21 protein-coding genes are annotated in these 19,353 nt (G+C 61.0%); 11 read left to right on the forward strand and 10 right to left on the reverse strand.

The features are described from left to right. Positions 1 to 13: 13 nt before the first annotated feature. A complete protein-coding gene (locus tag ACP6KB_RS00280; RefSeq protein ID WP_442111172.1) occupies positions 14 to 655 on the reverse strand; it encodes a hypothetical protein in 642 nt (213 codons plus the stop codon). A gap of 369 nt (positions 656 to 1,024) precedes the next feature. On the opposite strand from ACP6KB_RS00280, the gene coxB reads away from it, so the two are divergent. The 4 genes from coxB to ACP6KB_RS00300 are packed head-to-tail and all read left to right on the forward strand — an operon-like array spanning position 1,025 to position 5,288. Next, on the forward strand, positions 1,025 to 2,152 hold the full coding sequence (gene coxB / locus ACP6KB_RS00285) for a cytochrome c oxidase subunit II (RefSeq protein WP_442111174.1): 1,128 nt from the start codon (positions 1,025 to 1,027) through the stop codon (positions 2,150 to 2,152). A gap of 52 nt (positions 2,153 to 2,204) precedes the next feature. Next, on the forward strand, positions 2,205 to 3,794 hold the full coding sequence (gene ctaD / locus ACP6KB_RS00290; RefSeq protein WP_400174007.1) for a cytochrome c oxidase subunit I: 1,590 nt from the start codon (positions 2,205 to 2,207) through the stop codon (positions 3,792 to 3,794). Between the two features lie 24 nt (positions 3,795 to 3,818). Then, a complete protein-coding gene (locus tag ACP6KB_RS00295) occupies positions 3,819 to 4,388 on the forward strand; it encodes a cytochrome c oxidase assembly protein (protein WP_133213462.1) in 570 nt (189 codons plus the stop codon). Positions 4,389 to 4,400: 12 nt separating this feature from the next. Beyond that, complete coding sequence (locus ACP6KB_RS00300) at positions 4,401 to 5,288, forward strand: cytochrome c oxidase subunit 3 (RefSeq protein WP_442111176.1); 888 nt, start codon at positions 4,401 to 4,403, stop codon at positions 5,286 to 5,288. A gap of 6 nt (positions 5,289 to 5,294) precedes the next feature. On the opposite strand, the gene ACP6KB_RS00305 is transcribed toward ACP6KB_RS00300, so the two are convergent. Beyond that, on the reverse strand, positions 5,295 to 5,498 hold the full coding sequence (locus tag ACP6KB_RS00305; protein WP_442111178.1) for a twin transmembrane helix small protein: 204 nt from the start codon (positions 5,496 to 5,498) through the stop codon (positions 5,295 to 5,297). Between the two features lie 63 nt (positions 5,499 to 5,561). Between ACP6KB_RS00305 and ACP6KB_RS00310 the strand changes: the two genes are divergently transcribed. The 5 genes from ACP6KB_RS00310 to ACP6KB_RS00330 are packed head-to-tail and all read left to right on the forward strand — an operon-like array spanning position 5,562 to position 9,460. Then, a complete protein-coding gene (locus ACP6KB_RS00310; protein WP_442111180.1) occupies positions 5,562 to 6,302 on the forward strand; it encodes an SURF1 family protein in 741 nt (246 codons plus the stop codon). Then, positions 6,268 to 6,861: a hypothetical protein gene (locus ACP6KB_RS00315; RefSeq protein ID WP_442111182.1), complete on the forward strand. Its 594-nt coding sequence runs from the start codon at positions 6,268 to 6,270 to the stop codon at positions 6,859 to 6,861. Before ACP6KB_RS00310 ends, ACP6KB_RS00315 begins: the two co-directional genes overlap by 35 nt. 9 nt (positions 6,862 to 6,870) lie before the next feature. Beyond that, positions 6,871 to 7,947 carry a COX15/CtaA family protein gene (locus ACP6KB_RS00320; protein WP_442111184.1) on the forward strand — a complete coding sequence of 359 codons (1,077 nt, stop codon included), beginning with the start codon at positions 6,871 to 6,873 and terminating at the stop codon, positions 7,945 to 7,947. Continuing rightward, entirely contained in the window at positions 7,932 to 8,831 is a 900-nt protein-coding gene (gene cyoE, locus ACP6KB_RS00325; protein WP_442111186.1) for a heme o synthase, read from the forward strand. Before ACP6KB_RS00320 ends, cyoE begins: the two co-directional genes overlap by 16 nt. Beyond that, positions 8,828 to 9,460 (forward strand): SCO family protein, encoded by a 633-nt coding sequence (locus tag ACP6KB_RS00330; RefSeq protein WP_442111188.1) that lies wholly within the window; start codon positions 8,828 to 8,830, stop codon positions 9,458 to 9,460. Before cyoE ends, ACP6KB_RS00330 begins: the two co-directional genes overlap by 4 nt. A 76-nt stretch (positions 9,461 to 9,536) precedes the next feature. Here ACP6KB_RS00330 and ACP6KB_RS00335 read toward each other — a convergent pair whose 3' ends face one another. From ACP6KB_RS00335 to ACP6KB_RS00345, 3 genes are all read right to left on the reverse strand, one after another. Next, positions 9,537 to 10,307 carry a MetQ/NlpA family ABC transporter substrate-binding protein gene (locus ACP6KB_RS00335; RefSeq protein WP_442111190.1) on the reverse strand — a complete coding sequence of 257 codons (771 nt, stop codon included), beginning with the start codon at positions 10,305 to 10,307 and terminating at the stop codon, positions 9,537 to 9,539. A 62-nt stretch (positions 10,308 to 10,369) separates the two neighbouring features. Beyond that, positions 10,370 to 11,041, reverse strand: coding sequence for a methionine ABC transporter permease (locus tag ACP6KB_RS00340; RefSeq protein ID WP_442111192.1), 672 nt, complete (start codon positions 11,039 to 11,041; stop codon positions 10,370 to 10,372). Beyond that, complete coding sequence (locus ACP6KB_RS00345) at positions 11,041 to 12,048, reverse strand: methionine ABC transporter ATP-binding protein (protein WP_442111194.1); 1,008 nt, start codon at positions 12,046 to 12,048, stop codon at positions 11,041 to 11,043. The genes ACP6KB_RS00340 and ACP6KB_RS00345 overlap by 1 nt, the downstream gene beginning before the upstream one ends. 142 nt (positions 12,049 to 12,190) lie before the next feature. Here ACP6KB_RS00345 and katE point away from each other — a divergent pair, with 142 nt between their 5' ends. Further along, positions 12,191 to 14,413 carry a catalase HPII gene (gene katE / locus ACP6KB_RS00350; RefSeq protein WP_442111196.1) on the forward strand — a complete coding sequence of 741 codons (2,223 nt, stop codon included), beginning with the start codon at positions 12,191 to 12,193 and terminating at the stop codon, positions 14,411 to 14,413. Positions 14,414 to 14,450: 37 nt separating this feature from the next. On the opposite strand, the gene ACP6KB_RS00355 is transcribed toward katE, so the two are convergent. The 4 genes from ACP6KB_RS00355 to zur form a co-directional block, all read right to left on the reverse strand. Then, on the reverse strand, positions 14,451 to 15,164 hold the full coding sequence (locus ACP6KB_RS00355) for a PA5502 family lipoprotein (RefSeq protein ID WP_442111198.1): 714 nt from the start codon (positions 15,162 to 15,164) through the stop codon (positions 14,451 to 14,453). 131 nt (positions 15,165 to 15,295) lie between these two features. After that, positions 15,296 to 16,078, reverse strand: coding sequence for a zinc ABC transporter permease subunit ZnuB (gene znuB, locus ACP6KB_RS00360; protein ID WP_442111200.1), 783 nt, complete (start codon positions 16,076 to 16,078; stop codon positions 15,296 to 15,298). Next, positions 16,071 to 16,850 (reverse strand): zinc ABC transporter ATP-binding protein ZnuC, encoded by a 780-nt coding sequence (gene znuC, locus ACP6KB_RS00365; protein WP_133213435.1) that lies wholly within the window; start codon positions 16,848 to 16,850, stop codon positions 16,071 to 16,073. The genes znuB and znuC overlap by 8 nt, the downstream gene beginning before the upstream one ends. After that, the gene (zur, locus tag ACP6KB_RS00370) at positions 16,850 to 17,332 is read right to left on the reverse strand and encodes a zinc uptake transcriptional repressor Zur (protein WP_442111203.1); all 483 of its coding nucleotides are present in this window, start codon (positions 17,330 to 17,332) and stop codon (positions 16,850 to 16,852) included. The genes znuC and zur overlap by 1 nt, the downstream gene beginning before the upstream one ends. Before the next feature lie 66 nt (positions 17,333 to 17,398). Between zur and znuA the strand changes: the two genes are divergently transcribed. Further along, positions 17,399 to 18,322 (forward strand): zinc ABC transporter substrate-binding protein ZnuA, encoded by a 924-nt coding sequence (gene znuA / locus ACP6KB_RS00375; RefSeq protein WP_442111205.1) that lies wholly within the window; start codon positions 17,399 to 17,401, stop codon positions 18,320 to 18,322. Positions 18,323 to 18,382: 60 nt separating this feature from the next. Here the strand turns inward: znuA and ACP6KB_RS00380 are convergent, their stop codons facing one another. Continuing rightward, a complete protein-coding gene (locus ACP6KB_RS00380; RefSeq protein ID WP_442111207.1) occupies positions 18,383 to 19,333 on the reverse strand; it encodes a homoserine kinase in 951 nt (316 codons plus the stop codon). Positions 19,334 to 19,353 lie beyond the last annotated feature (20 nt).

Consider the following 19,353-nt stretch of genomic DNA (forward strand, 5'->3'; position numbering starts at 1 on the left):
GATGTGTTTACTGTCAGGCCGGCTGATCCAGCCCCACGCCTAGTTGGCGCGACAGGCACGGCCAGCGCTTCCAGGCTGCGCCAGTGTCCGGGCTGCTGAGTTTTTCCCGGTATTGCTCTACCGACTCCAGGGCAAAGCTCTCGTCATTGAGCATCTCATCGACCGAGTGGTGCACCACTTCATCCAGCTGGTTGGCAAATTCTTCGCCGATCAGTTGGTGAGCAATCAAGTTGGCCACGGTGGTGTCCAGCGGGATCAGTGGCTGATTGAAGTGCTTGATGTACAGGTCATTCACTTCTTCCACCAGGCGGTGTGCCAGGTAGGCTTCGTCCAGCAGGCAACCCAGGCCCAGATGAGCGTTGGTGATGGCGGGTGGTTGCAGGAAATACTGTTCGGCGATTTTCAGCACCGGCTTGATCTGCGATTCGATGCCAGCTTCGCGGGCCACTTCATTGGCCGCCTCGAGCATTTCCGGAACCTGTTCAATGTAAGCGCCGACGAAGCGGGCCAAGGCATCTTCGGCGTTGATTGCCGGCAACTGGATCGATGGATGCAGGTGCGGTAGTTGCTTGGTGAGTTGTTCTTTCAGTTGGCCGGTTTCGGTCTCATGTTGATGGGCACGGCTAATCTGCGCGCGCAAAGCGGCGATGTTCATGACAACTCCAGGGTAAAGACGTGACAAACGGAAGACATAAGGTAGCTTGGTTCTGAAAAGCGCTAAGACGCATTTTGCATAACCCTGATCCGTTTATAGTTACTAATTATATCGAAATGCCATCATTGTGCTTCTATCCTAGTTAAACCGGGGCTTTGCGCGCAAACGTTCAACTGTCAGGCGGTTGAATTTTTTATCGCGTTGCGTGGTCGAGGTCGCTGTCTATACTCCGGTTTGAAGGTGATTCGCTGATGAGGCCCGACTGCAGTTCGCAGGGGCTCGGTCGTCGAAGTTCGCAGTCTTGGCCGCCGTACCCTTAGCCGTAGGTCCACGCCTCCGGGATAACAAGAACGATAAGGGGAACCCGCAATGATGCGACATCCACACGTCTGGATGGGCCTCCTGTTGTGGTCGGTATTCGGTCAGGCCAACGCCGCCTGGACCGTGAACATGGCGCCAGGGGCGACTGAAGTCAGCAACGCAGTGTTCGACCTGCACATGACCATCTTCTGGATCTGCGTGATCATTGGCCTGGTGGTCTTTGGCGCAATGTTCTGGTCGATGATCATCCACCGTCGTTCCACCGGGCAGCAGCCTGCGCATTTCCACGAGCACACCTGGGTCGAGATCATGTGGACGGTGGTGCCGTTCCTGATCCTGGTGGCGATGGCCATTCCCGCAACCAAAACCCTGATCGACATCTACGATGCCAGTGAGTCGGACGTCGATATCCAGGTCACCGGTTACCAGTGGAAGTGGCACTACAAATACCTGGGCCAGGACGTTGAGTTCTTCAGCAACCTGGCCACGCCCGCCGATCAGATCCACAACAAAGCCCCGAAAGACGAGCATTACCTGCTCGAAGTCGACCAGCCATTGGTGCTGCCGGTCGGGGCTAAAGTGCGCTTTCTGGTGACCGCCGCCGACGTCATTCACTCCTGGTGGGTGCCGGCCTTTGCGGTCAAGCGCGATGCCATCCCCGGCTTCGTCAACGAAGCCTGGACCCGGGTCGAGAAGCCGGGCATCTACCGCGGTCAGTGCACTGAGCTGTGCGGCAAAGATCACGGCTTCATGCCTGTGGTGGTCGAGGTCAAATCGAAGGCCGACTACGAAACCTGGCTGGCCGAGCGCAAAGCCGAAGCGGCCAAGCTCAAAGAGCTGACCAGCAAGGAATGGACGCTGCAAGAGCTGGTGGAGCGTGGCGACAAGGTTTACCACACCACCTGCGTGGCCTGTCACCAGGCTGAGGGTCAGGGCCTGCCGCCGATGTTCCCGGCACTCAAAGGTTCGAAAATTGCCACCGGTCCCAAGGAAGATCACCTGAGCATTGTCTTCCACGGCAAGCCTGGCACGGCCATGGCGGCGTTCGGCAAGCAACTGTCGGAAGTCGATATCGCTGCGGTAGTGACCTACGAGCGCAACGCCTGGGGCAACAACAAGGGCGACATGGTCACGCCAAAAGATGTGCTGGCGATGAAGCAGGCAGAAAGCAAATGAGCCGGCCTGACCGCAATTCCCGCACCAGTCACCGGACTGCAGGAGACAGGACATGAGCGCAGTGATCGACGACCACAGCCACGGTCATGAGCACGCCCACGGACCGGCCAAGGGCCTGATGCGCTGGGTGCTGACCACCAACCACAAAGACATCGGCACCATGTACCTGTGGTTCAGCTTTATCGCCTTCCTGCTCGGTGGCTCTTTTGCCATGGTGATCCGCGCCGAGCTGTTCCAGCCCGGGTTGCAGATTGTCCAGCCGGAGTTCTTCAACCAGATGACCACCATGCATGGCCTGGTGATGGTCTTCGGTGCGGTGATGCCGGCCTTCGTTGGCCTGGCCAACTGGATGATCCCGCTGATGATCGGCGCGCCAGACATGGCCCTGCCACGGATGAACAACTTCAGTTTCTGGCTGTTGCCAGCGGCATTCCTGTTGCTGGTTTCAACCCTGTTCATGCCCGGCGGCGGGCCGAACTTCGGCTGGACCTTCTATGCCCCGCTCTCGACCACCTACGCCCCGGAAAGCGTGACGTTCTTCATTTTCGCCATCCACCTCATGGGTATCAGCTCGATCATGGGCGCGATCAACGTGATCGCTACCATTCTTAACCTGCGTGCGCCGGGCATGACCCTGATGAAGATGCCGTTGTTTGTCTGGACCTGGCTGATCACCGCCTTCCTGCTGATCGCGGTGATGCCGGTACTGGCAGGTGTGGTCACCATGATGCTGATGGACATTCACTTCGGCACCAGCTTTTTCAGCGCTGCCGGTGGCGGTGACCCGGTGCTGTTCCAGCATGTGTTCTGGTTCTTCGGGCATCCTGAGGTGTACATCATGATCCTGCCGGCGTTCGGCGCGGTCAGCTCGATCATTCCGGCGTTCTCGCGCAAGCCGCTGTTCGGCTACACCTCGATGGTTTACGCCACCGGGGCGATTGCCTTTCTGTCCTTTATTGTCTGGGCACACCACATGTTCGTGGTTGGCATTCCAGTGGTCGGCGAGCTGTTCTTCATGTACGCCACCATGCTGATCGCCGTGCCGACCGGGGTGAAGGTGTTCAACTGGGTCAGCACCATGTGGGAGGGTTCGCTGACCTTCGAAACGCCGATGCTGTTCGCCATCGCCTTCGTCATTCTATTTACCATCGGCGGCTTTTCCGGGCTGATGCTGGCCATCGCCCCGGCCGACTTCCAGTACCACGATACCTATTTCGTGGTGGCCCACTTCCATTACGTGCTGGTGCCGGGGGCGATCTTCGGGATCTTTGCATCGGCCTATTACTGGCTGCCGAAATGGACCGGGCACATGTATGACGAAACCCTCGGCAAGCTGCATTTCTGGCTGTCGTTCGTTGGTATGAACATGGCCTTCTTCCCGATGCATTTCGTGGGCCTTGCTGGCATGCCGCGGCGGATTCCCGACTACAACCTGCAGTTTGCCGACTTCAACATGGTCTCCTCGATCGGGGCGTTTACCTTCGGTGCTACGCAGATCTTCTTCCTGTTCATTGTCATCAAGTGCATTCGTGGTGGAGCCCCGGCTCCGGCCAAACCCTGGGATGGCGCTGAAGGGCTGGAGTGGTCCGTGCCGTCGCCAGCGCCCTATCACACCTTCCAGACACCACCGGAAGTGAAATGAACCCGCAACGCCGGAGGATGAGCCATGAGTGAAGGGACCTCGCTCAAACGCCTGGTAGTGAGGCTGATGCTGCTGACCGTGGTGATGTTCGCCTTCGGCTTTGCCCTGGTGCCGATTTACGACGTGATGTGCAAAGCCTTCGGTATCAACGGCAAGACCGGCGGGCAGTATGCCGGTACCCAGGTCAGCGACCCGAACCGCAGTGTGAAAGTGCAGTTCATGTCGACCAATGCCAGTGACATGGTCTGGGAGTTCTATTCCACTGCCGATCAGATCGACGTCAATCCCGGTGCGGTCAATCAGATGGTGTTCATTGCCCGCAACCCGACCGACAAGCCGATGAGTGCCCAGGCCATTCCCAGCATTACCCCGGCCGAAGCGGCGGCGTACTTCCACAAGACCGAATGCTTTTGCTTTACCCAGCAGGTGCTGCAGCCGGGTGAGCGCATCGAAATGCCAGTGCGTTTCATCGTTGACCGTGACCTGCCCAAGGATGTGAAACACCTGACGCTGGCTTACACGCTGTTCGATATCACCGCTCGCCACCCGCCGGTTGCACACCTGGCGGGCCCGGCCACACAGGGCGCCCGATAAGGAGAACACTCCATGGCTTCGCATGAGCACTACTACGTACCGGCGCAAAGCAAGTGGCCGATCATTGCCACGGTCGGCATGTTCATCACGGTGTTCGGCCTGGGCACCTGGTTCAACGACCTCAAGGCCGGGCGCCCGGAATCTCATGGGCCATGGATCTTTTTCTTCGGTGCGCTGTGCCTGGTCTACATGTTCTTCGGCTGGTTCGGGGCGGTGGTCAAGGAAAGCCGGGCCGGGCTCTACAGCCCACAACTGGATCGCTCATTCCGTTGGGGCATGTCCTGGTTCATTTTTTCCGAGGTGATGTTCTTCATCGCCTTCTTCGGCGCCCTGTTTTATGTGCGTAACCTGGCTGGGCCCTGGCTCGGAGGGGAAGGCGCCAAAGGCGTAGCGCACATGCTGTGGCCGAATTTCGAATTTTCCTGGCCCCTGCTGAACACACCTGATCCCAAGTTGTTTCCGCCCCCCAGAGACATTATCGACCCCTGGCACTTGCCGTTGATCAACACCATTTTGCTGGTGAGTTCCAGTGTCACCGTGACCATCGCGCACCATGCCTTGCGCAAGGATCACCGCGGTGCCCTGAAGTTCTGGCTGGGGCTGACCATTGCGCTGGGCATCGCCTTTCTGATCCTGCAAGCCTACGAGTATCACGAGGCCTATACCCAACTGGGCCTGACCCTCGGCTCGGGCATCTATGGCGCCACCTTCTTCATGCTCACCGGGTTTCATGGCGCCCACGTGACCATGGGCACAATCATTCTGATTGTGATGCTGGTGCGGATCATGCGCGGGCATTTCAACGCCGATAAACACTTCGGCTTCGAGGCCGCCAGTTGGTACTGGCACTTCGTCGATGTGGTGTGGGTGGGGCTGTTTATCTTCGTTTACGTGCTGTGAGCCGGCTCAGAACGGCGCATGGGAGACCAGTTGGCCGCTGTAGAAGCCCCAGGTGATTAGCGCCAGGGTTAGCGCAGCGAGTGTGACCCGAACGGTCAGGGCTTTGAGCAGACGCGTGGAGTGTCCGTCGTCCTTGACCAGAAAGATCAGGCCACTGAACAGGCTAGCGATGGTGGCCAGCAGCATCAGGACAATCGCGGCTTTGAGCATGGCGAAACTCCGGGGGGATGCATCGATGACTTTAAGTATAGCGACTGACCATGGGGTGATCGGGTGAAGCCATTTCGCCCAGGCTGGGTGCCGACCCTGGTGGTACTGCTGCTGTTGCCCGGGCTGATTGCCCTGGGCTGCTGGCAGCTCACGCGTGCCCAGGAAAAGCGCGAGCTGCTTGCCCGCTACGCTGAGCGCCAGGCCGGTGAAGCCATCGCCGCCGGGCAACTGCCGCAGCTGCCGGATCCGGCGTATCAGCGGGTGCACCTGTACGGTCATTTCGATGCCGCGCACAGCCTGTTGCTCGACAATCGCCTGCGTGATGGTCGGGTCGGCGTCGAACTGCTGCAACCGTTTCTCGACCAGAACAGCGGCCTCTGGCTGCTGATCAATCGTGGCTGGTTGCCTTGGCCAGACCGGCGCACCCCCGTGCAGTTCACTACCCCGGAGCAGCCGCTGAGCCTGGATGCCTGGGTGTATGTCGCCCCCGGCGCGGCCTTTCAGCTGCATGCCGACCCGCAAGGCGGCAGTTGGCCGCGGCTGCTGACGGCGATTGATGCCCGTCACCTCTGGCCACAGCTGGCTCGCGAAGGCTTCCCTTACGAATTACGTCTGCAAGCAGGCCCGGCCAGCTACCGCCTGGACTGGCCGGTGGTTGCCATGGGCCCGGAAAAACACCTGGGCTATGCCGTGCAGTGGTTTGCCCTGGCCTTGGCGTTGGTTCTGCTCTACCTCTACTTCGGCTGGCATAACAACAAGGAGAAACAGCATGGGAGCCGTCACGAGTCCACTCAACATGTCTGAAGGCAAGACGCCGTCTAGTCGCGCCCGTGGACGCCTGCAACTGATCTTGATCCTGCTGGTGGTCATCGGCCCGATGCTGCTGGCCACGGCCATGTACAAACTGCAGTTCTGGGTGCCCGACAGCCGCAGCTATCACGGCGAAATGATCGGCAACGGGCAAAGCCGTGCCGACCTTGGCGTCAACGCTGATGTGCAGCGCTGGCAGTTGCTGGTCAGTGCCCCCAAAGAATGCGGGCTGGACTGCCAGCAGTTGGTGTACCTGGCCCGGCAGATCCAGATCGGCCTGGGGCGTGATGCCAGCCGTGCCAGTCATGCGCTGGCCGTGACCCAGCCACTGAGTGCGGACTTCCAGGCTCGACTGGAACGTGAATACCCACAGCTGCAACGCTACCCACTGGACCTGAGCAAGTACGAGACGGTCAGCCAGGGCAAGCAGGATGCCCAGCTGTGGATCGTCGACCCACACGGCAACCTGGTGCTGCGCTACGACGCCAGGGTCAAGGGCAAGGATTTGCTCAATGACCTGCGCCACCTGCTGAAGCTGTCCAACATCGGCTAGGACACCCTCATGGCCAGACCCGGATTCCGCCTCGCTGTGTTCGCCACCCTGCTGGCACTGGTTGTTGTCTTGCTCGGTGCCTATACCCGTCTCACCCACGCCGGCCTTGGCTGTCCGGACTGGCCAGGCTGTTACGGTTTCATCAGCGTGCCGAAAACCGAAGCGCAGTTGGCGCACGCCGAGCGACATTTTCCGGATACGCCGGTGGAGCACCATAAAGGCCGCAACGAGATGGTCCATCGCTACTTTGCCGGCACCCTGGCCTTGGTGATCACCCTGCTCGCAGTGCAAGCCTGGCGGCGTCATGGGCGTGATGGTCAGCCTTATCGTTTGCCGTTGCTGCTGCTCGGCGTGGTGTTCGCCCAAGCTGCCTTTGGCATGTGGACGGTGACCCTCAAGCTGTGGCCGCAGGTGGTGACCGCGCACCTGCTCGGCGGTTTCGCTACTTTGAGCCTGTTGTTCTTGCTGAGCCTGCGCTTGTCGCGCGCGTTCGCGCCGTTGCCCAAGCTGCCGTTGAGTGTGCGGCGGGTAGCGGCCCTGGCGTTGCTGGTGGTAATCGGCCAAATCGCCCTGGGCGGCTGGGTCAGTGCCAACTACGCGGCGGTGGCCTGTGTTGATTTGCCCACCTGTCATGGCCAGTGGTGGCCGCAGGCGGACTTCGCCAATGGCTTTCATCTCACCCAGCACATCGGCCCCAACTACCTCGGCGGGCAGTTGGACAGTGATGCCCGCACCGCTATCCATCTCAGTCACCGACTGGGCGCGTTGCTGGTCACCGGCGTGCTGTTACTGCTGAGCTGGAAGCTCTACCGCCACGGACTTGCCAGGCTCGCACGCCTGGTGCTGCTGGCGTTGGCGGTGCAGGTCGGCCTGGGCATCAGCAACGTTCTGTTCCACCTGCCACTGCCAGTGGCTGTAGCCCACAACGCTGGCGGGGCCATGCTGTTGCTGTGCATGGTGCTGGTCAATTACCGCATTCGCCTGGTGGCCAAGGCTCGCCGGGTCAGCCAGGGCTGGCGCCTGACACCGTTGAGCAGTGGCGGTGTCGTACATTATCTGGGAGACAACTCATGGCGACGCTTCTGAGCGAACGCAAACTCCAGGCGGGTTGGCGCGACTACCTGGAATTGACCAAGCCGAAGGTCGTTGTGCTGATGCTGATCACGTCGCTGGTGGGGATGTTTCTCGCCACGCGCGCAGGCGTGCCGTGGACGGTGCTGTTATTTGGCAACCTCGGAATCGCCTGCTGTGCCGGTGGCGCCGCGGCGATTAACCATGTACTCGACCGACGCATCGATGCGCTGATGGCCCGCACCCACAAACGCCCGGTGGTTGAAGGGCGGGTAGCACCGTCCGCTGCGGTGACCTTTGCCCTGTTACTGTCGCTGTTGGGCATGGCCTTGCTGCTGGTGTTCACCAACGCCCTCACCGCCTGGCTGACCCTGGCCTCGCTGCTGGGGTACGCGGTGATTTACACCGGCTTTCTCAAACGCGCGACACCGCAGAACATCGTGATCGGCGGGTTGGCAGGTGCAGCGCCGCCGCTGTTGGGCTGGGTCGCGGTGAGCGGCCACATCAGCGCTGAACCGCTGCTGCTGGTGCTGATCATTTTTGCCTGGACCCCGCCGCACTTCTGGGCCTTGGCCATTCACCGCAAGCAAGAGTACGCCAAGGCGGATATTCCGATGTTGCCGGTGACCCATGGCGAGCAGTACACCAAGGTGCACATCCTGCTTTACACCTTGGTATTGCTGGCGGTCAGCCTGCTGCCGTATGTCATTCACATGAGTGGGCCGCTGTACCTGCTGAGCGCCGTGCTGCTGGGCGCGCGCTTCCTGCAATGGGCCTGGGTGTTGTACCGTGGCAGTCGGCCGCACGCGGCGATCAAGACCTTCAAGTACTCTGTCTGGTACCTGTTGCTGCTGTTCATCGCGCTGCTTGTAGACCACTACTTACTGTTGAACTTATGACTCGAACCCAGAAAACCGTCTTTATCCTCGTTGCCCTGGTCGCCGTGTTTCTTGGGCTGGCTGTCAACAAGGTGCTCAATGGCCGCAGCGAAGGCAACCCGACCGAGCTGATCGATGCCGGCATTATTCTGTTGCCGCAAAGCCGTACCGTGCCGGCGCTGGAGATGACCGACGAGAACGGCCAGACGCTGCAAATGGATGAGCTCAAAGGTAAGTGGTCGCTGCTGTTCTTCGGCTACACCTTCTGCCCGGACATCTGTCCGACCACCCTGGCGCAACTGCGTCAGGTGAAAAGCGAGCTGCCTAAAGAAGCTGTGGAGCGGCTGCAGGTGGTGTTGGTCAGCGTTGACCCGAACCGCGACACGCCGGCGCAGCTGAAACAGTATCTGGGGTACTTCGACAAAGACTTCCGCGGCGTGACCGGCTCACTGGATAACCTGCAGAAGCTGGCCAATGCGGTGAGCATTCCGTTCATTCCAGCCGATACCAGCAAGCCGAATTACACGGTGGATCACAGCGGCAACCTGGCGCTGCTGGGGCCGGATGGCAAGCAGCGTGGTTTTATTCGTGCGCCGTTCAACAACCAAAAGCTGGTGGCGCAGTTGCCGGGGTTGGTTAAGCGGGACTGAAATGCATCGCGGGGCAAGCCCGCTCCCACAGGCGATCTCCTGTAGGAGCGGGCTTGCCCCGCGATAGATTACCGAATCAGAACGCTGGCTTAACCGCGCCCTTGTACTTCTCTTCGATGAACTTCTTCACTTCCGGGGTGTGCAGGGCTGCAACCAGCTTCTTCACCGCGTCGGCGTCTTTGTTGTCTTCACGGGTCACCAGGATATTCACGTAAGGCGAGTCAGCACCCTCGATAACCAGGGCATCGCTTTCCGGGTTCAGCTTGGCTTCCAGCGCGTAGTTGGTGTTGATCAGCGCCAGGTCGACCTGGGTCAGCACACGCGGAATGGTGGCCGCTTCCAGTTCACGGAACTTCAGGTTCTTGCTGTTCTCGGCAATGTCTTTGACGGTCGAGAGGATGTTGGTGTTGTCCTTGAGCTTGATCACACCGGCCTTGTCCAGCAGCAGCAAGGCACGGCCGCCGTTAGTGGCGTCGTTAGGGATAACCACGGTGGCAGTCGATGGCAGCTCGTCGAGCTTCTTGTACTTGCTGGAATAAGCGCCCAGTGGCTCCAGGTGCACACCGGCAACGCTGACCAGTTTGGTGCCCTTGGCCTTGTTGAATTCATCCAGGTACGGCTGGTGCTGGAAGAAGTTGGCGTCCAGGCGCTTTTCGGCCACCTGAACGTTCGGCTGGATGTAGTCGGTGAAGACCTTCACTTTCAGGTCCACACCTTCTTTGGCCAGCGCCGGTTTGACGAACTCGAGGATTTCGGCGTGCGGCACCGGGGTGGCGGCGACGGTCAGGGTCTCGGCCTGGGCGGAGAAGGCCGCAACGGCGGCAACAACAGCAAGCAGCTTTTTCATCAAATCACTCCTTGTGAGGGCCGAGCCGGCCCCCGGTGCGTCGGCAGCGCCGACCCATGGGGTTACTTACGGGAAAAATGCACAACCAGTTTGTCGCCCACACTCTGCAGCACTTGAACCAGTATCAGCAGCAGGACCACGGTGACGACCATCACATCGGTCTGGAAACGCTGGTAACCGAAGCGGATCGCCAGGTCACCGAGGCCGCCAGCACCCACCACACCAGCCATCGCGGTGTACGACACCAGGGTAATGGCGGTCACGGTGATGGCCGCGAAGATGCCCGGACGGGCCTCAGGCAGCAAGGCGTTCATGATGATCTGCCGGGTCGTGGCGCCCATCGACTGGGTGGCTTCGATAATGCCGCGATCGACCTCGCGCAGCGCAGTTTCCACCAGGCGTGCGAAGAACGGCGTTGCCCCCACCACCAGTGGTGGAATGGCCCCGGCGACGCCCAGCGAAGTGCCGGTGATCAGCACCGTGAACGGAATCATCACAATCAGCAAGATGATGAACGGCAGCGAACGCAGCACGTTAACCACGAACGACAGCAGCGCATACACGCCTTTCTGCTCGAACATCTGCCGCGGGCCGCAGAGGAACAGCAGCACGCCCAAGGGCAGGCCCAGCAGCACGGTGAACAGCAGCGAGCCGAACAGCATGACCATGGTGTCGATGGTGGCGAGCCAGATTTCGGCCCAGTCGACGTTGGCAAAGAAACTCAAAGCGTCCATTAACGCAGTACCTCCATATGAACATCAGCCGCCGTGAAGCGGGCAAAGGCCGCCTCCATGTCGCCGCCAGTGACGGCCAGGGTCAGCTGCCCATACGGGGTGTCTTTGATGCGGTCGATGCGACCGGCAAGGATGCTGTAGTCCACGCCTGTTTCGCGGGCTACTGTGCCCAGCAGCGGCGCGTAGGTGGAATCGCCCTGGAAGGTCAGGCGCACGATGCGGCCCGGCACATGGGCGAAGTCGTCGCGCTGCTCGTCTTCGTCGATCTGCTCGTCTTCCTGGACGAAGCGCTTGGTGGTCGGGTGCTGCGGATGCAGGAACACATCGGCCACCGGCCCGTGCTCGACGATCTGCCCGGCGTCCATCACCGCAACCCGGTCACAGACCCGGCGGATCACGTCCATTTCATGGGTGATCAGCACGATGGTCAGCTTCAGTTCGCGGTTGATCTCGGCCAGCAGTTGCAGCACCGAGGCTGTGGTTTGCGGGTCGAGCGCACTGGTGGCTTCATCGCAGAGCAGAATTTTCGGCTTGGTGGCCAGGGCGCGGGCAATCCCGACGCGCTGCTTCTGGCCGCCGGACAGCTGTGCCGGATACTTCTTCGCGTGCTCTGACAGCCCGACACGGGCCAGCAGCTCGCTGACACGGGCGTCGATGTCCTTGCGCGACAGCTCGCCGGCCAGGGTCAGTGGCAGCGCGACGTTGTCGGCTACGGTCTTGGATGCCAGCAGGTTGAAGTGCTGGAAGATCATCCCGACTTGCTGGCGGAAGCGCCGCAGGTCGTTGGCGTTGAACGCGGTGACATCTTCACCGTCAACGATGATCTTGCCGCCGCTTGGCGCTTCCAGACGGTTGATCAGGCGCAGCAGGGTACTTTTGCCGGCGCCGGAATGGCCGATCAGTCCGAACACCTGGCCGTTTTCAACGCTCAGGCTGGTCGGGTGCAGCGCGGGGATGTCCCTACCGGCAACGCGGTAGGTTTTATGCACATTTTGAAACTCGATCACGTAGCGAACCTTGTGGGGCGCATGGAATTTGGGTCAGCGGTTAGCCGGGGCGCGCATTTTAGCCTGTTCGTATAGAGGTTCTTAGCATTTATTTCGCAATTGACCAATGCTACGGGAATAACGCGATCAGTGGTCAATCCGAATGAACGCTCGCCGAGCCCGGCCAGTCACTACTGAAAGGGCCCGCCGTGGGGCCGAACCAAGACTGATCGAGGAGAGCGTTCCAATGCCCAGCAAGAAGAATCCGCCCAAGGAAAGTCAACTGGCCGGCACCCAGACACCGGACCGGGCCAATACCAACGCCAAGCTGCAAAGCCTGGAAACCTTCCGCAGTGATGCCACCGGCCAGGCCTTGCGTACCAACCAAGGGGTGAAGATAGCTGACAATCAGAACACCTTGCGCGCAGGTGCACGCGGGCCGTCATTGCTGGAAGACTTCATCATGCGTGAAAAAATCACGCACTTTGACCACGAGCGCATCCCTGAGCGTATTGTCCATGCCCGTGGCTGCGGTGCCCATGGCTACTTCCAGGCATACGAATGCCATGCCGCGCTGAGCAAAGCCGGATTTCTCCAGGACCCGGAGAAAATCACCCCGGTCTTCGTACGCTTCTCCACCGTACAAGGGCCGCGTGGTTCGGGTGACACGGTGCGCGACGTGCGGGGCTTTGCGGTGAAATTTTTCACCGACGAGGGCAATTTCGATCTGGTTGGCAACAACATGCCGGTGTTCTTCATCCAGGACGCCATCAAGTTTCCTGACTTCGTCCATGCCGTCAAACCCGAACCGCACAACGAGATGCCCACCGGCGGCTCCGCGCACGACACCTTCTGGGACTTTGTTTCACTGGTGCCGGAGTCGGCGCACATGGTGATCTGGGCGATGTCTGACCGGGCGATTCCGAAGAGTTTGCGCAGCATGCAAGGCTTTGGCGTGCATACCTTCAGATTGATCAACGCCGAAGGCAAATCGAGCCTGGTGAAATTCCACTGGAAGCCTAAAGCGGGTGTGTGTTCGCTGCTGTGGGACGAAGCGCAGAAGCTGGCAGGCAAAGACACCGACTTCCATCGCCGTGACCTCTGGGAGGCGATTGAAACCGGGAATTATCCCGAGTGGGAGTTCGGTGTGCAGATCGTTGCTGAAGAGGATGAACATAACTTCGATTTCGACCTGCTCGACCCGACCAAGCTCATCCCCGAGGAACTGGTGCCGGTGACACCGCTGGGCAAGATGGTGCTCAACCGCAACCCGGACAACTTTTTCGCCGAAACCGAACAGGTCGCGTTCTGCCCGGGGCACATCGTCCCGGGTATCGATTTTTCCAATGATCCGCTGCTGCAGGGGCGATTGTTTTCCTACACCGATACCCAGATCAGCCGTCTGGGTGGGCCGAACTTCCACGAAATCCCGATCAACCGGCCGTTGGCGTCCAACCATAACGGCCAACGCGATGCCCAGCATCGCGTCACGCTGGATAAAGGCCGGGCCTCGTATGAGCCAAACTCCATCGACGGCGGCTGGCCGCAGGAAACGCCGCCAGCCGCCAGCGAGGGTGGCTTCGAGTCGTATCCGGAGCGGATCGAAGCGCACAAAGTGCGCCAGCGCAGCCCGTCGTTTGCTGATCATTTCTCCCAGGCGCGGTTGTTCTTCCACAGCATGAGCCCGACCGAGCAAGCGCACATCATCAGCGCCTACAGCTTCGAGCTGGGCAAGGTTGAGCGGGCTGAGATCCGCACGCGCGTAGTCAACGAGATCCTCGCCAACATCGACCTCAAGCTGGCCGCGCAGGTGGCGGCGAACCTTGGTTTGCCAGCGCCGAAAAAAGGCACGGCCGAGGTGCCTGAACTTGGCCTCAAGCATTCACCCGCCCTTAGCCAGATGAACCTGTTGGGCGAAGGCATCCGCGGCCACAAAGTGGCGGTGCTGGTGGCCAATGGTGTGGATGGAGAACGTGTCGATGCGCTGGTCAAGGCGCTGGAGGCAGAAAGCGCGCAGATCAACCTGTTGGGGCCGACCTCGGCACCGGTGAAGACGGCTCAAGGCAAGTCGCTGGCGGTGGATGCTTCGCTGGATGGCATGCCGTCGGTGATGTTCGATGCCGTGTGGGTCGCTGCTGGCAAAGCGTCTACCCAAGCCTTGCTGGCAAGTGGCGCAGCCCTGCATTTTTTGCTGGAAGCCTACAAGCACCTCAAGCCCATGGGGCTGGCCAGCGAGGCACAGCCGTTGCTCGACAGCACGGGCCTGAAGGTCGATGAAGGCTTGCTGGTGGGCGACGACGGGAAAACCTACCAGGCCTTTATCACGGCCATCGGCAAGCATCGGGTGTGGGCGCGGGAGGCTGCGGCCCAGGCGATTCCCGCGTAGGCGCAGCAGGCGGGTGCTCGTTCGAGCACCCGCTCAGTCAAGGACGGCGGGGAATCAGAACCGCCTGGGCGGGCTGATTACGGTGGATCTCGTGGGACTGCTGCAGGGCGAATTCGCTGTCGAGCTTCTGCACGCGTTTGCCCAGCAGGGTTTTCAGCCACGGGGCGTCATCTTTGCGCGGCACCTGGAACACCACGTCGCACTGGTAATTCACTACGTCGGTGGCAATGTCATCCAGTTGCCGGCGCATTTCCCGAATATTCGTGGTTTTCAACGCCACGACGGTGCTCGGCGCGGTCGGGTCGATGAGCTTGGCCGCAGGGCGCGCTTCGGCTGCCTTGAGGGCGGCCTCGGCCTTTTCCAGTTCGGCTTTGCGTGCCTGGGCGATGGCGCCGTTGACCCCGCCAGTCAGTGCCGGTGCCTTGGGCATCAGCGCGCGGGCGCGGCTCAGGGCCGTAGCCGCCGCATTGACGTCACCCTTTTGCAGCACGATCTGGCTGCGTTGCAAGTAGGCTTCGGCCAACTGTCGTTGGTACTGCTCGACGCGAGGGTCGTTGGGCGCCTGGGCTTGCAGTGCGGTCAGCTGGTCTTCGGCGGTGGCCAGCTCGCTGCTGGCGATGCTTTGCTCCAGTTGCTGCCAGGCATCGGCCTGTGCAGGCGTACCGGCGTTATCGGTCGGGGTGCTGGAGCACGCAGCCAGGAACAGCGAAAACGCGGCAAGGAGCAGATAACGGGAGGCGAACGGCTTCATTCCTGCGTCTCTCTAAGTTTGCGCAAAAAGCGAGCAAGTCTACACCCAGTCCGCAGACTCGAAAATAAATCTTCAGGGCCCGGCGTGATTTAAATGTCGCAGGGTGCAACCTCGGGGCTGCACCCTGTGAGTCAGCGCCGCGGCAAGGCCAGGCTCAGCAAGAATAGCACTGCGGCGCAGACCACGATCGAGGGACCGGCCGGGGTGTCTTTGAACCAGGACAGTGCCAGGCCTGCGCACACCGCCGTAACCCCCAGCAGACTGGCACCCAGCGCCATTTGCTCAGGCGAACGCGCGTGACGTTGCGCCGCAGCCGCCGGGATGATCAGCAGCGAGGTGATCAGCAACACACCGACGATTTTCATCGCCACGGCAATCACCACGGCAATCAACAGCATCAAGGCCATGCGCAGCGCTGCTACCGGCAGGCCTTCGACCATCGCCAGCTCTTCATGTACCGTCACTGCCAACAACGGGCGCCAGAGCATGACCAGCAACAGCAATACCACGGCGCTGCCGCCGAGAATCCAGGCGAGGTCGCCCGGGCTGATAGCCAGTAGGTCGCCGAACAGATAGGCCATCAGGTCGATGCGCACATCGTGCATGAAGCTCAGCACCACCAAGCCGAGTGACAGGGTACTCGGCGCAAGAATCCCCAACAGCGTGTCGGAGGCCAGCGGTTGGCGCTGTTGCAGGGTCACCAGGAGCATCGCCAGCAACAGACAGCCGACAGTGACCGCCAGCGCCGGGCTGATGTCCAGCACAAAGCCTAGGGCTACTCCCAACAGCGCCGCGTGAGACAGGGTGTCACCGAAGTAGGCCATGCGCCGCCACACCACGAATGACCCCAGAGGGCCGGCAACCACCGCCAGGGCCAGGCCTGCGAGCAGGGCGTAAAGCAGAAAATCAGCCATGCTTGCAGTGTTCTCCGTGTACATGCCCGCCTTGGGCGGGTGCAACCACCGAACCATGCAGGTCATGGGCGTGGTCGTGATGATGGTGATAGATCGCCAGGCTTGGCGCATTGCTGCCGAACAGTTCGACGAAGGCCGGATCGCCGCTGACCTGCTCCGGATGGCCGGAACAGCAGACATGACGATTCAGGCAGACCACCTGATCGGTGGTGCTCATGACCAGGTGCAGGTCGTGAGAGACCATCAGTACGCCGCAACCGTGGCGGTCGCGCAGTCGGGTGATCAGGCTGTACAGCTCGGCCTGGCCAGCCACATCGACGCCTTGCACCGGCTCATCCAGTACCAGCAGCTCAGGCTCGCGCAACAGTGCCCGCGCCAGCAGCACGCGCTGCATTTCGCCGCCGGAAATCGTCTGGATCGGGCTATCGATCACTTGCTCTGCACCGACTTCGTTCAGCGCACTCAGGGCCGCCGCACGGTCAACGCCCGGCACCAGGCGCAGAAAACGCAGTACCGAGAGCGGCAAGGTGGCGTCTACCTGCAGCTTTTGCGGCATGTAGCCCACTCGCAGGCGCGGCTTGCGCCACACCTTGCCGGTATGCGGTTTGAGCAAGCCAAGCACGGCACGCACCAGGGTGGTTTTGCCAGCGCCGTTGGGGCCGATCAGGGTGACGATTTGCCCAGGCTCGACGGCCAGGTCGATGCTGTCGAGCACCGCTTGCCCAGAGAACGTTACGCCTACTTGTTCGAGGCGAATCAGCGTATTGCTCATCAGGCGCTCCGGCAGTTGCCGCACAAGCCGACCACTTCGACGGTTTGCGCTTCGACGCTGAAGCCGACGTCATTGGCACTGGCGACAATGGCATTGCTGATGCTGGTTTGTTCCAGCTCGATCGCCACGTGGCACGCCCGGCAGATCAGGAACTGGCCTTGGTGGGTATGCTCAGGGTGACTGCAGCCGATGAACGCGTTGAGCGACGCAATGCGGTGCACCAGACCATTCTCCAGCAGGAAGTCCAGGGCCCGATACACGGTTGGAGGCGCGGCCCGACGACCATCCTGCTCGCTCAAAACGGCCAGGATGTCATAGGCACCCAGAGGCTTATGGCTCTGCCAGACCAGCTCCAGCACGCGTCGGCGCAAGGCGGTCAGGCGCAGGCCCTTGCGTGCACACAGCACGTCGGCCTCGGCCAGGGCGCTGTGTACGCAATGGGAGTGATCGTGGGGACGGTTGGCCAGCGGGGTTTTAGGCATGAGCGGCGACGGTTCCGATTAGAGACGTTATTATGTTACCTGTTCCTGCCCCTGTGAGTGGTCATCGTGTCCCGATTTTTTGCCCTTTTTGTCGCTTTTATCGCCACCATGGTGATGGCCCAGGCACAGGCCGAGGTGCGTGTCCTGACCAGCATCAAGCCCCTGCAACTGATCGCTGCTGCAGTGCAGGACGGTGTGGGTAGCCCCGAAGTGTTGCTGCCACCGGGTGCTTCGCCGCACCACTACGCCCTGCGTCCTTCCGATGTGCGCCGCGTCGGTGATGTCGAGCTGCTGTACTGGATCGGACCCGATATGGAAGGTTTCCTGCCGCGAGTGCTCAAGGGCCGTAGCAAGCCCACAGTGGCCATTCAGGACTTGCCTGGCCTGCACCTGCGTCACTTCGGTGAGGACAGCCATTCCCATGACCATGACGATGATGCCGACGAACATGATCACGACCATCGTCCCGGCAGCCTCGATGCGCATTTGTGGCTATCGTCGGCCAATGCCCGGGTGATCGCGGCGAAAATGGCGGCTGACCTCAGCGCTGCCGACCCTGCCAATGCCGCACGCTACCAGAGCAACCTCAAGGCCTTTGGCGAGCGTTTGGATGCGCTGGATGCACGCTTGAAGAAACGTCTGGCTGGGATTAGCGGCAAGCCGTTCTTTGTGTTCCATGAGGCGTTCGACTATTTCGAGTCGGCGTATGGCCTTAAGCACACTGGCGTGTTCAGTGTGGCTGCCGAAGTGCAGCCGGGCGCCCAGCATGTAGCAGCGATGCGCAAGCGCCTGCAGGATGTCGGCAAGACTTGTGTGTTCAGTGAGCCGCCATTGCGTCCGCGCCTGGCCGAGACCCTGACGGCAGGGTTGCCGGTTACCTTGGCGGAGCTGGATGCGTTGGGCGGGACTACGCCGGCCGGTGCTCAGGGGTATGAGCAACTGCTGGAGAAGCTGGGAAATGATTTGGCGGGGTGTCTGGAGAAGCTTTAGGGACTTTATCGCGGGGCAAGCCCGCTCCTACAGGTAGGAGCGGGCTTGCCCCGCGATCACTCACAAAGCAAACGGCAAAGCAATTTCTACCTGCTGACGCGCAACCAGGCGCACCTCAAAATCCGCCGGATCGTGAATCAACACGTCCATCCCGGCAAACGACTCGGCGGCGATCAGGCGCGACAGCCAGAAGCGCACACAGGCGATGCGCAGCATCACCGGCCACAGATGCGCCTCTGCCGAGGTGAACGGCCGCAGCGCGGCGTAAGCACCCAGGAATGCCCGTGCCCGCGGGCCATCGATCTGCCCGGCGTCATCACAGCACCAGTCGTTGAGGGTAATCGCCAGGTCGTAGAGCATTGGCCCTGAGCAGGCGTTGTAGAAGTCGATCAGGCCGGTCAGGTGGGTGCCTTCGAACAGCACGTTGTCACGGAACAGGTCGGCGTGCAGGTTGGCGCGCGGCAGGGCCATGATCTGCGCTTTATGTTCAGCGATCTCGTCCAGGCAACCTTGCAGCAACTGGCGCTGCTCCGCGCTCAGGCGTGGCATCAACTCGGCACCGGTTTCCAGCATCCAGTCCAGGCCACGGTCAGTCTTGCGCTCCAGCACCTTGTCACGGGTCGCCAGGTGCAGGTGGCCGAGCAGTTCGCCGATCTGTACGCAGTGCTGGTTGTTGACGTTCTTCACGTGCTTACCGGGCAGCCGCGGCTGCAGCAACGCCGGCTTGCCAGCCAGCTCCCGCAGGGCCACACCGTCGTTGCCACGCAATGCGTACGGCACGGGCAGATCGGCATCGTGCAGCACATCCAGCAGCTCGATGAAGAACGGCAGGTCCTGGATCGGCCCGCGCTCGACCAGCGTCAGCACGTACTCGCCCTGTTCCAGACTGACAAAGAAGTTACTGTTCTCGGTGCCAGCGGCAATGCCCTGGAAGTCCCGCAGGCGGCCCAGGCCGTACGGCGCCAGAAAGGTTTCCAGCTCAGGCCGGGTCAGGGGGGTGAAGACTGACATGATCAAAAATTGCCCATACG

The sequence above is a fragment of the Pseudomonas sp. NUPR-001 genome, from assembly GCF_052147955.1.
Classification (GTDB): domain Bacteria; phylum Pseudomonadota; class Gammaproteobacteria; order Pseudomonadales; family Pseudomonadaceae; genus Aquipseudomonas.